At 56.5% G+C, this 12,668-nt stretch carries 10 protein-coding genes and 1 riboswitch; of the genes, 5 read left to right on the top strand and 5 right to left on the bottom strand.

The annotated features are described in order from the left end of the window. Window positions 1-193: 193 nt before the first annotated feature. From tolC to ACH1XZ_RS13070, 3 genes are all read left to right on the top strand, one after another. A complete protein-coding gene (gene tolC / locus ACH1XZ_RS13060; protein ID WP_395596055.1) occupies window positions 194-1,618 on the top strand; it encodes an outer membrane channel protein TolC in 1,425 nt (474 codons plus the stop codon). A gap of 180 nt (window positions 1,619-1,798) precedes the next feature. After that, window positions 1,799-2,479, top strand: a complete 681-nt coding sequence (locus ACH1XZ_RS13065; protein WP_185668391.1) for a DUF1190 family protein — start codon at window positions 1,799-1,801, stop codon at window positions 2,477-2,479. A 5-nt stretch (window positions 2,480-2,484) separates the two neighbouring features. After that, complete coding sequence (locus ACH1XZ_RS13070) at window positions 2,485-3,645, top strand: glutathionylspermidine synthase family protein (RefSeq protein WP_035893708.1); 1,161 nt, start codon at window positions 2,485-2,487, stop codon at window positions 3,643-3,645. 3 nt (window positions 3,646-3,648) lie between these two features. Here the strand turns inward: ACH1XZ_RS13070 and ygiD are convergent, their stop codons facing one another. Continuing rightward, window positions 3,649-4,437, bottom strand: coding sequence for a 4,5-DOPA-extradiol-dioxygenase (gene ygiD / locus ACH1XZ_RS13075; protein WP_395595914.1), 789 nt, complete (start codon window positions 4,435-4,437; stop codon window positions 3,649-3,651). Window positions 4,438-4,632: 195 nt separating this feature from the next. On the opposite strand from ygiD, the gene zupT reads away from it, so the two are divergent. Further along, the gene (gene zupT, locus ACH1XZ_RS13080; RefSeq protein ID WP_395595915.1) at window positions 4,633-5,406 is read left to right on the top strand and encodes a zinc transporter ZupT; all 774 of its coding nucleotides are present in this window, start codon (window positions 4,633-4,635) and stop codon (window positions 5,404-5,406) included. Window positions 5,407-5,470: 64 nt separating this feature from the next. On the opposite strand, the gene ribB is transcribed toward zupT, so the two are convergent. Beyond that, the gene (ribB, locus tag ACH1XZ_RS13085) at window positions 5,471-6,124 is read right to left on the bottom strand and encodes a 3,4-dihydroxy-2-butanone-4-phosphate synthase (RefSeq protein WP_395595916.1); all 654 of its coding nucleotides are present in this window, start codon (window positions 6,122-6,124) and stop codon (window positions 5,471-5,473) included. Between the two features lie 107 nt (window positions 6,125-6,231). Beyond that, a riboswitch (FMN riboswitch) is annotated at window positions 6,232-6,380 on the bottom strand. Between the two features lie 121 nt (window positions 6,381-6,501). Here ribB and ubiK point away from each other — a divergent pair. After that, window positions 6,502-6,771, top strand: coding sequence for a ubiquinone biosynthesis accessory factor UbiK (gene ubiK / locus ACH1XZ_RS13090; RefSeq protein ID WP_035893703.1), 270 nt, complete (start codon window positions 6,502-6,504; stop codon window positions 6,769-6,771). Window positions 6,772-6,876: 105 nt separating this feature from the next. Here the strand turns inward: ubiK and hldE are convergent, their stop codons facing one another. From hldE to ACH1XZ_RS13105, 3 genes are read right to left on the bottom strand one after another with little or no spacing between them, the layout of a single operon-like run. Further along, window positions 6,877-8,310 carry a bifunctional D-glycero-beta-D-manno-heptose-7-phosphate kinase/D-glycero-beta-D-manno-heptose 1-phosphate adenylyltransferase HldE gene (gene hldE, locus ACH1XZ_RS13095; RefSeq protein WP_395595917.1) on the bottom strand — a complete coding sequence of 478 codons (1,434 nt, stop codon included), beginning with the start codon at window positions 8,308-8,310 and terminating at the stop codon, window positions 6,877-6,879. Between the two features lie 47 nt (window positions 8,311-8,357). Beyond that, window positions 8,358-11,198, bottom strand: coding sequence for a bifunctional [glutamate--ammonia ligase]-adenylyl-L-tyrosine phosphorylase/[glutamate--ammonia-ligase] adenylyltransferase (gene glnE / locus ACH1XZ_RS13100; RefSeq protein ID WP_395595918.1), 2,841 nt, complete (start codon window positions 11,196-11,198; stop codon window positions 8,358-8,360). Window positions 11,199-11,219: 21 nt separating this feature from the next. Then, complete coding sequence (locus tag ACH1XZ_RS13105) at window positions 11,220-12,521, bottom strand: CYTH domain-containing protein (protein WP_395595919.1); 1,302 nt, start codon at window positions 12,519-12,521, stop codon at window positions 11,220-11,222. Between the last annotated feature and the right edge of the window lie 147 nt (window positions 12,522-12,668).

Consider the following 12,668-nt stretch of genomic DNA (forward strand, 5'->3'; position numbering starts at 1 on the left):
AATTGTGGTGAAAATGTGGATTTAAAGTCTGTTTATCTTAGGTTCCACACTCTCTGTGGTAGATTGGTGCAAATTAACGCCAGATGGCACATTACGACAACTTTTTAACGTGGCAGACTCTGGTACAATCGGCGAATATTTTTTCTGTGAATTAGATCAGCGCTAAGCTTCACAACAAGGAATGCAAATGCAAATGAAGAAATTGCTCCCCATCCTTATTGGTCTGAGCCTTACGGGTTTCAGTACAATGAGCCAGGCAGAGAACCTGTTACAGGTCTATCAGCAGGCACGTACCAGTAACCCAGATCTCCGTAAATCTGCAGCAGACCGCGATGCCGCATTCGAAAAGATCAACGAAGCGCGTAGCCCACTGTTACCGCAGTTAGGTTTGGGTGCCGATTATACCTATACCAATGGCTTCCGCGACAGCAACGGCGTGAACTCCAACGTGACCAGCGGCTCACTGCAGTTAACGCAGTCGCTGTTCGATATGTCCAAATGGCGTGCTCTGACCCTGCAGGAAAAAGCGGCAGGCATCCAGGATGTGACCTATCAAACCGATCAGCAAACGCTGATTCTGAATACCGCCACGGCGTACTTTAACGTGCTGAGCGCGATTGACTCGCTCTCCTACACCGAAGCGCAGAAACAGGCGATTTACCGCCAGTTGGATCAAACCACTCAGCGCTTTAACGTTGGCCTCGTGGCGATTACCGACGTGCAGAACGCCCGTTCACAGTACGATACCGTGCTGGCGAACGAAGTGACCGCGCGTAACAACCTCGACAACGCCGTTGAAGCGCTGCGTCAGGTCACCGGTAACTACTACCCAGAGCTGGCTTCTCTGAACGTCGACAGCTTTAAAACCGACAAGCCGCAGGGCGTTAACTCGCTGCTGAAAGAAGCGGAAAACCGCAACCTTTCACTGCTTCAGGCTCGTCTGAGCCAGGATCTGGCGCGTGAGCAGATTCGCCAGGCGCAGGACGGCCATCTGCCAACGCTGGATTTAACCGCCTCTACCGGGGTGTCTAACACCTCTTACAGCGGTTCTAAAACCAACGGCTCGCAGTACAACGACAACGACGCCGGCCAGAACAAAATCGGCCTGAGCTTCTCCCTGCCGCTGTACCAGGGCGGGATGGTTAACTCGCAGGTGAAACAGGCGCAGTACAACTTCGTCGGCGCTAGCGAGCAGCTGGAAAGCGCGCACCGTTCCGTCGTTCAGACCGTGCGTTCATCCTTCAACAACATCAACGCCTCTATCAGCAGCATCAACGCCTATAAACAGGCCGTTGTCTCTGCTCAGAGCTCTTTAGACGCGATGGAAGCGGGTTACTCCGTGGGTACGCGTACTATCGTTGACGTGTTGGATGCGACCACCACGCTGTACAACGCCAAGCAACAGCTCTCCAGCGCGCGTTATAACTACCTGATCAACCAGCTGAATATCAAAAATGCGCTGGGTACACTGAACGAGCAGGATCTGCTTGCGCTGAACAATACGCTGGGTAAAAACGTGGCGACGTCTACCGACAGCGTTGCGCCACAGAACCCGCAGCAGGACGCCTCGGCTGACGGCTACACCTCTCCGGCGACCAGCAAAGCGCGTCTGCGCTAAGGCTGCACGCCGCACCAAAAAGGGCTCGCTTTATGCGAGCCCTTTTTTCTTTCTCTTGCGCTAACGTAAGGCAACGTAAAGATCCGCCGCTTTACGCCCTTCTTCGCTTCATTTTCAACCACTCATCTACTATCCTGAGCGCTATTGCAATACCACTCTACTGGGTCCAGGAAGAATACAATGAAACGGACAAACAATATTCAACACGCCGCCTTTCGTAAAAGCTGGGGCGCGCGTCATCTCACTCCGGTCGCATTAGCCGTTACCGCGGTATTCATGCTGGCAGGCTGTGAGAAAACCGACGAAACGGTCACGCTGTACCAGAACGCGGACGACTGCTCCGCGGCAAACCCGGGCAAAAGCGCCGAGTGTAAAACCACCTTCGATAACGCGCTGAAAGAAGCCGAACGTACCGCGCCGAAATACGCCAGCCGCGAAGACTGCGTCGCTGAATTTGGCGAAGGCCAGTGCCAGCAGGCACCTGCTCAGGCTGGCATGGCGCCAGCCAGCGGTGAAAACCAGGCGCAGGCACAAAGCAGCGGCAGCTTCTGGATGCCGCTGATGGCCGGCTATATGATGGGTCGTATGATGAGCGGCGGCATGGGCGGCTACCAGCAGCAGCCGGTCTTCACCTCGAAGAATCCATCCAGCCCGGCTTATGGTAAATACACCGATGCCGGCGGTAAAAACTACGGTGCCGCGCAGCCGGGCCGTTCGATGAACGTACCGAAAACCGCGATGGCGCCAAAACCAGCGACCACCAGCACCGTGACTCGTGGCGGCTTTGGTGAGTCCGTTGCCAAGCAGTCCACCATGCAGCGTAGCGCATCAGGCACCACCACCCGTTCAATGGGCGGCTAATTAAGATGGAAAGAATCAGCATTACTGAACGCCCGGACTGGCGTGAAAAGGCGACGGAGTACGGCTTCAACTTTCACACCATGTATGGCGAACCGTACTGGAGCGAAGAAGCCTACTATAAGCTGACGCTGGCGCAGGTTGAAAAGCTGGAAGAGGTCACCGCTGAACTGCACCAGCTGTGCCTGAAAGTGGTTGAGCGCGTCATCGCCAGCGATGAACTGATGGCGAAGTTCCGCATTCCAAAGCACACCTGGACCTTCGTGCGCCAGTCATGGCAAACGCAGCAGCCGTCGCTCTACTCGCGCCTCGATCTGGCGTGGGACGGCACCGGCGAACCTAAACTGCTGGAGAATAACGCCGATACCCCAACCTCACTGTACGAAGCGGCGTTCTTCCAGTGGATCTGGCTTGAAGATCAGATCAACGCAGGCAACCTGCCGGAAGGCAGCGATCAGTTCAACAGCCTGCAGGAAAAGATCATCGAGCGCTTCAACGTGCTGCGCGAACAGCACGGCTTCCAGCTACTGCATCTGACCTGCTGTCAGGATACCGTGGAAGATCGCGGTACCGTGCAATACCTGCAAGACTGTGCCGCTGAAGCCGGTGTGGCAACCGAGTTTCTCTATATTGATGAGATCGGTCTGGGCGAGAAAGGTCAGTTTACCGATCTTCAGGATCAGGTTATCAGCAACCTGTTCAAGCTCTATCCATGGGAATACATGCTACGCGAGATGTTCTCCACCAAGCTCGAAGACGCTGGCGTACGCTGGCTGGAACCGGCGTGGAAGAGCATCATCTCTAACAAAGCGCTGCTGCCGCTGCTGTGGGAGATGTTCCCGGATCACCCAAACCTGCTGCCGGCCTACTTTGCCGAAGACAACCATCCAGAGATGGACAAATTCGTGGTGAAGCCAATCTTCTCCCGCGAAGGCGCCAACATTTCGATAGTCGAGAATGGCAAAACCATCGAGCAGGTGGAAGGACCGTACGGCGAAGAAGGGATGATTGTGCAGCAGTTCCATCCGCTGCCGAAGTTTGGTGATAGCTACATGTTGATTGGCAGTTGGCTGATTAACGACGAACCGGCTGGGATCGGTATTCGTGAGGACAGAGCGCTGATCACTCAGGATCTGTCACGCTTCTATCCCCACATTTTCGTTGAGTAATCGCTAGCCGATTAATACCGACAGCATACTCAGGGAGCCCATTTCGATACCGTCTACCGGGATCGTGATGGGCTCTTCTCCATCCCAGGCCCCCAGAACATAAAGCAGCGGCAGGAAGTGATCCGCCGTTGGGTTCGACAATGAACCGCCTTCATGCGCCAGATAGTTCACCAGCGGATGCTGTTCTACCGGTCCTTTCCAGTCCAGGTTTGCCTTCACATAGTCATTGAACGACGTGGCCCACGGGTATGGCGTTGAATCACCGTGCCATTTCGCGGTGCGCAGGTTGTGCACGACGTTGCCGCTCGCCACCAGCATAATGCCTTCATCGCGCAGGCTCGCCAGCTTACGACCCATTTCAAAGTGCCACGCCGCCGGTTTCGTGCTGTCGATACTCAGCTGCACCATCGGGATATCCGCATTCGGGTACATCTTGATCAGCACACCCCAGGAGCCGTGGTCAAAACCCCAGGCTTCTTTATCCAATGCCACCGGAACAGGAGCCAGAAGCTCTACCAGCTTCTGCGCCAGCGCCGGGGAGCCCGGAGCCGGATAATGGGTATCGTAAAGCGCCTGCGGAAAACCGCCGAAGTCGTGGATCGTTTTCGGGGTTTCCATCGCCGTCACGCCCGTGCCGCGGGTAAACCAGTGCGCGGACACCACCACGATCGCTTTCGGACGCGGTAAGGTTTCGCCCAGGTGCTGCCAGGTACGGGTATAGAGGTTATCTTCCAGTACGTTCATCGGGCTGCCGTGACCTAAAAACAGTGCTGGCATTCGGCTACGAGACATGATGTTATCCTTCCAGAGGGAATAATTGAATAACACCACATTAACCTGTTTTGAGTGAGGATAAACTCAGATAAGCGTGATGATGATCTTCAGAAAATTTGAATGTAAGGATGAAGTAAAGAATAGCGTCGCCTCTCGCCTTGAACGACGATTTTCAATATCATGAATGATAATCATTATCATAAGGAGTAAGCGATGTCGGTACCGCTGATTCTGACATTACTGGCAGGAGCTGCCACCTTCATTGGTGCAATACTTGGGGTTATCGGACAAAAACCGTCCAACCGGGTACTCGCCTTTTCACTCGGCTTTGCCGCCGGCATTATGCTGCTTATCTCCTTAATGGAGATGCTGCCCGCCGCGCTCGACGCCCCCGGAATGTCGCCAGTGTTGGGCTACGGGATGTTTGTCGTGGGCCTGATTGGCTATTTTGCCCTCGATCACGTGTTGCCGCATGCGCATCCGCAGGACCTGATGCAGAAAAACACCCAGCCGCTGCCGCGCAACATTCGCCGCACTGCCGTGCTGTTAACTCTCGGCATCAGTCTGCATAACTTCCCGGAAGGCATCGCCACCTTCGTCACCGCCAGCAACAACCTTGAGCTGGGCTTTGGCATTGCGCTTGCCGTGGCGCTGCACAATATTCCTGAAGGGCTGGCGGTTGCCGGGCCGGTCTATGCCGCCACGGGCTCAAAGCGTAAAGCGGTATTCTGGGCGGGGATTTCCGGCATGGCTGAAATACTCGGCGGCGTGCTGGCGTGGGCGATTCTCGGCAGCATGGTGTCACCGGTGCTGATGGCCTCGATTATGGCGGCGGTCGCCGGGATTATGGTCGCCCTTTCGGTGGATGAACTCATGCCGCTGGCCAAAGAGATAGACCCTAACAACAACCCGAGCTACGGCGTATTGTGCGGGATGTCGGTGATGGGAATGAGCCTGGTAATTCTGCAATCAATGGGCATTGGCTGACGACAGGCAATAAAAAAGCCCGGTGCGTCTCGCAAACCGGGCTTCATCACACAGGCCGCTAAAATTAGCTGGCTTTACGTTCGTGTTCACGACGGTAGGCCACCAGATCTTCGATGGTCACCAGCGCCATGTTATGTTTCTTCGCAAACTCGATGCACTCTGGCGCACGCGCCATCGTGCCGTCGTCGTTGGTCAGTTCACACAGTACGCCCGCCGGTTTGAAGCCTGCCAGCGTTACCAGATCGATAGTCGCTTCGGTATGACCGCCACGGGTCAGTACGCCACCCGCCTGCGCGCGCAGTGGGAAAACGTGGCCAGGACGGTTCAGATCGGAAGGTTTCGCGTTGTCGGCAATCGCCGCACGAACGGTGGTCAGACGGTCAGCGGCAGAAACGCCGGTGGTCACGCCGTGAGCCGCTTCGATAGTGACGGTAAAGCCGGTGCCGTAGGCGCTGGTGTTGTTTTCTACCATCATTGGCAGATCCAGCTGTTTACGACGTTCGTCGGTGAGACACAGACAAACGATGCCGCTACCGTGACGGATAGTCAGCGCCATTTGTTCAACGGTCATGTTTTCGGCGGCAAAGATCATGTCGCCTTCGTTCTCACGATCTTCGTCGTCCAGCACCATCGCACCGCGACCTTCGCGCAGAGCAATAAGCGCGTTTTCAACGCGTTCGAACGGAGTACCAAAAGAGGAAAGTAGCGTCTGATTCATGGTAAAAAAACCTCATTAATATTATGGTTACCAGAATCAGGGCAGTCTTAGGAGTGCCGATATGACGGCAAATGGATAACGCGAGCGGGTGCTTAACCCAACTGAATCGTTACTCTCTCCCATCCGGACTCTAACCGTCGGCCCCGGAATTACACCGGATCTGCTGACCTTCAGAAAACGTCTGAAGCGCTCGCGGGCTTTCAGCCGTAGCTGATTTACCGCCGGTGGGGAATTTCGCCCCGCCCTGAGAATAAGCGTACTTACTATAACGCCAATGATTATCTTCGGCAATGCATAAGCTTCGAACAATTCTGGTTTATCGCACCGGGATAAGACACTACAATAACGTTCATGCCGACAGAATCAGGGAACAAGAGATGATCGACCCGAAAAAAATTGAACAAATCGCCCGCCAGGTCCACGAATCCATGCCGAAAGGCCTGCGTGAGTTCGGGGATGATATTGAGAAGAAAGTTCGTCAGGTGATCCAGTCACAGCTGACGCGTCTTGATGTGGTGAGCCGCGAAGAGTTTGATGTGCAGACTCAAGTTCTGCTGCGTACGCGTGAGAAGCTGGCGCTGCTGGAACAGCGGATTAGCGAGCTGGAAAACCGCGCTGCGGCACCGGTAGTAGACGACAAAGAGTAATCGTTGTTGAGTGCCGGATGGCGCTACGCTTATCCGGCCTACAAATCGGATGCTCGAGAAGTTGTAGGCCGGATAAGCGTAGCGCCATCCGGCATCAATAGCGCGCTACTTCCCGCTATCTTTCTGAATTTTCTTGATAATATTGGTTGTAGAACAACCATCTTCAAAGTTCAGCACCAGCACTTCACCACCGTTCGCCCACACTTCTTCGCTACCGGCAATTTGCTCTGGCTTATAGTCGCCGCCTTTGACCAGACGATCCGGCAGGATCCCGGCAATCAGACGCTGCGGGGTATCTTCTTCAAACGACACCACCCAGTCGACGGACTCCAGCGCGCCCAGCACGATCATGCGCTGATCCAGCGGGTTAACCGGACGGGTTTCACCTTTCAGACGCTTGGTAGAAGCGTCGCTGTTAACCGCGACAATCAGACGATCGCCCAGCTTACGCGCGTTGGCCAGGTAGGAGACGTGCCCCGCGTGCAGAATATCGAACACGCCGTTGGTCATCACCACTTTCTCACCGCGACGGCGAGCAGCGGCAACCGCCTGCTTCAGCTCTTCTTCGCTCATCACGCCAAAACCGGTATCCGCACGACCGCGCACGGCGTTTTCCAGCTCGATAGGTGAAACGGTAGACGTCCCCAGTTTACCCACGACCACGCCTGCGGCCGCGTTAGCAAAGAAGCACGCCTCTTCCAGGGTTTTGCCGGAGGCCAGCGTCGCCGCCAGCACGCCGATCACGGTATCGCCCGCACCGGTCACATCGTACACTTCCTGCGCCTGGGTTGGCTGATGCAGTGGCGCTTTGCCCGGCTGCAGCAGCGTCATACCCTGCTCAGAACGCGTCACCAGCAGCGCAGCAAGATCGAAATCGGCAATCAGCTTCATGCCGCGCTCAACGAGCTCAGCTTCGTCTTTGCACTTGCCGACCACCGCTTCAAACTCAGAGAGGTTCGGCGTCAGCAACGTTGCGCCACGGTAGCGTTCGAAGTTGGTGCCTTTCGGGTCGATCAGCACAGGAACGTTCGCTTTGCGCGCCAGTTGAATCATCTGCTGCACGCTTTCCAGCGCCCCTTTGGCGTAGTCGGAAAGCACCAGCGCACCCACGCTCGGCAGGCCGCTTTGAATACGATCGTGCAGCGGCTGTGGATCTACGCCAGCAAAACCCTCTTCAAAGTCCAGACGGATCAGCTGCTGGTTGCGCGACAACACGCGCAGCTTGGTGATAGTTGGGTGCGTCGGTACGGAAACAAAGTCACACTTCACGTTGACGTCGGCCAGCGCTTTATTCAGCGCGCGCGCCGCATCATCAATACCGGTCAGACCAACCAAACGCGAACCCGCCCCCAGGGACGCAATGTTCATCGCCACGTTTGCCGCGCCGCCAGGACGTTCTTCGATAGTTTCCACCTTCACCACGGGAACCGGGGCTTCCGGGGAAATACGGCTGGTTGGGCCATACCAATAGCGATCCAGCATGACGTCGCCAACCACCATCACTCCTGCGCGTTCAAATTCCGGCAGCGTTACTTTCATTCTTGTCTCCTGGGAGAATCAAAATTTTGGCGCGATAATATCACATTTCACGGTTGAACCAGCCACTTCTGCCAGCTGGCGCTGACCAGTTCACGCTCCCGCACGAAGCTTGATAAGTCCACATTTCCCGGCAGTTCCTGAAGCGCCAGATGATGTAACGCATCGCGCAACGTGGTGTAGGCGCGGGTGAGCGCCTGTGCTTCGTGCTCGTCCATAATGTCGTTTTGCGCCAGCAGTTCGAGAATGCGCACGTTATCCGACCAGCGGGTCAGCTTCGGCTTCTCGTGGGCATAGCGCAGCACCAGATACTGGGTAATAAACTCAATATCGGTTATCCCACCCGCATCGGTTTTAATATCAAAACGATAACGTTGCTTGCCGCCCAGATGCGCGCGCATTTTTTCACGCATTTCGCGCACTTCGGTTTGCAGCGCCGCGCCCTCGCGCGGGGTAGTCAGAATACGTCGACGGATCTCGTCAAACTGCTGCTGCAACTGCGGGTCACCGTAGACCACGCGGGCGCGCACCAGCGCCTGATGCTCCCAGGTCCACGCTTCGTTTTGCTGATAGTCAGCAAACGATTCGGCGGTAGTTACCAGCATACCCGCCGCACCGGAGGGGCGTAGCCGCGCATCAACCTCATACAAAATACCGGATGAAGTACGGGTGCTGAACAGGTGCATAATGCGCTGCGCCAGACGCAGATAGAACTGACGGCCATCGATTTCTCGTTCGCCGTCAGTCATGGCGTCCATCGGGCAGTCGTGCAGGAAGACCAGATCCAAATCTGAGCTATAGCCCAGTTCCCATCCGCCGAGCTTACCGTAGCCAATCACTGCAAAACCGCGACCGTGGCGCTCCCGCAGATGCATTGGCTGGCCGTAGCGCGCCACCATCTGTACCCACGCCTGCTGGACAACGGCACCAATCATCGCCTCTGCCAGCCAGGTTAAGTGGTCGCTGACCTTCATCACCGGCAACGTCCCGGCAATATCGGCGGCGGCAATGTGCAGCAGCTGCGCCTGCTTAAACTGACGTAGGGCTTCCAGCTGCTGCTCTTCGTCCTCTTCCGGTACACGTAGCAGATACTGGCGTAGCTCATCACGATAGGCGTCGGTCGCCGTTGGCTGGTAGAGCGTGTTCGGGTCGAGCAGCTCATCCAACAGCAACGGGTAGCGTGCCAGCTGGCTTGCCACCATCGGCGATGCAGCACACAGACGGATTAGATGCTTTAAGGTGCCAGGATATTCGCTTAACAGCTCGAGGTAGGTGGTACGAGTAACGATGCCGCTCAGCAGCGGGGTAATGCGCGTGAGCAGCACCGTGGCGTCTTCGCGCGAGCACACTTCGCTCAGCAGATGCGGCATCAGCGAGTCCAGCACCTGACGCCCACGCGGGCCAATGGTGCGTTTATCCAGCTCTTTGCGGAAATCGGCAATTTGCGACAGCACGCGATGGCGGTCGTCATTGCTCAGATGCACCAGCCCCGACGGAGAATCATCTTCCTGCAGGGTGTCCTGCCACAGCTCGCGCCAGGACTCCGAAAGCTGCTCTTCCTGCGAAGGCTCTTCATCGTCACCGATAAGTTCGTTGAATACGCGGCGCACTTCCGCCATCAAGGCATCCAGCCGCTCGGTCAGCGAACTCCAATCGGAAAAATGCATTCCCCACGCCAGACGGGCGCGGTTGAGGTCATCACCAGGCAGGGTCTGCGTCTGTTCGTCGTTAATGCTTTGCAGCAGGTTTTCGAGGCGACGTAGGAACAGATATGCCTCACGCAGCGCCTGTGCGTCGGTTTCCGACAGCAGATTCAAGGTTTCAATGGCCTTGAGCGTCGGCAGCAGCGAGCGGCTTTGCAGCATCGGCTCGCGTCCGCCGCGGATCAGCTGAAAGACCTGAACGATAAACTCGATTTCACGAATGCCGCCCGCGCCAAGCTTGATGTTGTCCTTCAGGCCACGGCGGCGGACTTCGCGGGTGATCATCCCTTTCATATTACGCAGCGACTGGATCACGCTGAAGTCGATATAGCGACGGAAGACGAACGGCCGCAGCATCGCCCGCAGCTCGCTGGTGTACACGCCGTCGTCATCGCCCATGATCCGCGCTTTGACCATGGCATAGCGCTCCCAGTCGCGCCCTTGCTCCTGGTAATAATCTTCCAGCGCGGCAAAGCTCAGCACCAGCGGGCCACTGTCGCCAAACGGCCGTAGGCGCATATCAACGCGGTAGACGAAACCATCCTGCGTTGGCTGATCCAGCACCTTAATCAGGCGCTGGCCGAGGCGGGTAAAGAACTGGGCGTTATCCAGTTCGCGACGCCCGCCCTGGGTACTGCCATGTTCTGGCCAGGCAAAGATCAGGTCGATATCGGAGGAGAAGTTCAGCTCTCCGCCGCCCAGCTTGCCCATCCCGAGGATTAGCAGCGGCTGCGGCACGCCCTCTGCGCTGCACGGCGTGCCCCAATCGCGGCAGCAGGCCTCGTAGAGCCAGTTACGCGCGTTGACGATCAGCGTTTCCGCCAGATGACTCAGTTGCTGGAGCGTATCTTCTTCGGAGACCTGCGACAGCGCCTGCGCCCAGGCAATACGCACCATCACCCGGCGGCGAAATAGCCGCAGGGTGCGCATCAGCGCCGTTTCATCATAAACCTCAGCCAGCTCCGCCTGGAGCCAACCCGCATATTGCCGCCACTCATCCGCCTGCGGCGGGTCGCTTTCCAGCGACGCCAGCCACTCGGGGTGCGCCGTTACACTTTGCTGAACAAAATCACTAAAGGTGAAAACAGCCTGCGCTTCCACGCCAAGCGACTCGATAGGAAAATCATCCGGGGCTCGCTCAACGAGCGTTTGCCAGTGCTGCTGTAACTGCGAAGAAAGCGGCGTCATACGCGGGTTCCCTGAAGTTAATTAACGTTTTCCGCTGTGCAACCAGAACGGCTCGACCGACAGAGCCTCATTACGGAAATGTTCAATTTCAATGTGTTGGCGAGTTTCAATCGCGTGGCGCAAGCCCTGCCAGTTCGCCAGCCAGCGTTCAGCCTGGTCGGTATCGTAATAGCCCGCCAGCAGTTGAACGGTGTTGATATCGCGAATCAGGCGCGGTAACTGATCGCCGTAGGCATCACCCAACGGGTAAGCAAAAACGGTGCGCAGTTCAGCGGCCTGGCGAGAAAGATGAATATCAGCAAAGCGCTTAAATGAATCGGCCATTTTGGCTTCTGCTTTAGCGTCAAGGAACGCTTCCCAGCCGCGCTGTACCAACCACTCGGTGTAAGCAAGCTTGGTCAGCGCCGTCTCACGGCTGAATACCACCTCGTGCGCGGACGCATCGCTCGCCATCAGCGCATCAATCTGGGTCAGCCCATCGCGCAGCGCGGCGCTGGCCTTACGCGGCACAATGCCGCCAAACAGCGTCAGGATATGGCGAACCAGACCCAGCGCATTCAGCACTTCTACCTTCGCTTTTTTGTTGCCGCGCAGCCACAGCTCTTCGTGGTACTGCCAGTGGGCGAGCGCGTTTTCAAGCGCCGCTTCCAGCGCCTGGCCTACCGTCGCTTTCGGCGGCAGTGAAAGAATGGTCAGCGGTTTCATCACGCGAGCTTCATTGCCCTGCGCCAGATGGTATCCGCGAGCGGCTTTGCTCAGGCTGCCCTGACGCAGCAGGCCGGTTTCCGCCAGCTGTTTCGCCAGCGCCAGCACGTCGGTGGTTTCGCCGTTCAGCAGTTCGAGCTCCAGTTCGCAGATAGCTTCCTGATGCTCACCGGCTTTAACATCGCCCAGATCCAGCGCGACCTCAATGCGGCTTTTCCCCTGTGACACCACCCACTTCTCGCGCAGGAAATCGGTGCTGAACAGCGGTTGCACCTGCTCCGCCAGCCCTTCCGGCATCTCACCGTTCGGCCAGACTTCTGCCGGCAGCTTATCGAGCGCCAGCTCTGGAGTACTGATATCAATATTGTATTCCGGGCGCTGATGCAGCCCGCCTACGGTGCGCCCGGCGATTTTCATCGTCATCTCATAGCGACCGTTATCGCCGCGAATACGCAGCCCCATATCGTGGCGGCGCAGCCAGCTATCGGCGGTTTCGTAATAGATATTCAGTAACTGAGTTGCAGGCGTATGCTCTGCATCGAGGGTGCTAAGGTGGTTACGCAGCGTCTCAACGCCAGCGTTATCGACGATAAATTTTAATTCGATTTCTTGAGCCATGATTGAATTCTTGTGGTTTCGTTGCCCGGAAATACCTTTGTGGCGAACTTACAGGTATTCTTTTTGTCAGTAGATAGTATTTTGCGACAAATTGCCATGCAATGCGCAATTTGTCGGGCTAATCGCTGATGGCGTTTTTTCCTCCTG

This window comes from Kluyvera chengduensis, assembly GCF_044197065.1.
GTDB lineage: Bacteria > Pseudomonadota > Gammaproteobacteria > Enterobacterales > Enterobacteriaceae > Kluyvera > Kluyvera ascorbata_C.

Excerpts from the sequence above, each read along its gene's own strand:
- tolC (WP_395596055.1), top strand. The coding sequence starts at position 194 with ATGAAGAAATTGCTCCCCATCCTTATTGGTCTGAGCCTTACGGGTTTC.
- ACH1XZ_RS13065 (WP_185668391.1), top strand. The coding sequence starts at position 1,799 with ATGAAACGGACAAACAATATTCAACACGCCGCCTTTCGTAAAAGCTGG.
- ACH1XZ_RS13070 (WP_035893708.1), top strand. The coding sequence starts at position 2,485 with ATGGAAAGAATCAGCATTACTGAACGCCCGGACTGGCGTGAAAAGGCG.
- ygiD (WP_395595914.1), bottom strand. The coding sequence starts at position 4,437 with ATGTCTCGTAGCCGAATGCCAGCACTGTTTTTAGGTCACGGCAGCCCG.
- zupT (WP_395595915.1), top strand. The coding sequence starts at position 4,633 with ATGTCGGTACCGCTGATTCTGACATTACTGGCAGGAGCTGCCACCTTC.
- ribB (WP_395595916.1), bottom strand. The coding sequence starts at position 6,124 with ATGAATCAGACGCTACTTTCCTCTTTTGGTACTCCGTTCGAACGCGTT.
- ubiK (WP_035893703.1), top strand. The coding sequence starts at position 6,502 with ATGATCGACCCGAAAAAAATTGAACAAATCGCCCGCCAGGTCCACGAA.
- hldE (WP_395595917.1), bottom strand. The coding sequence starts at position 8,310 with ATGAAAGTAACGCTGCCGGAATTTGAACGCGCAGGAGTGATGGTGGTT.
- glnE (WP_395595918.1), bottom strand. The coding sequence starts at position 11,198 with ATGACGCCGCTTTCTTCGCAGTTACAGCAGCACTGGCAAACGCTCGTT.
- ACH1XZ_RS13105 (WP_395595919.1), bottom strand. The coding sequence starts at position 12,521 with ATGGCTCAAGAAATCGAATTAAAATTTATCGTCGATAACGCTGGCGTT.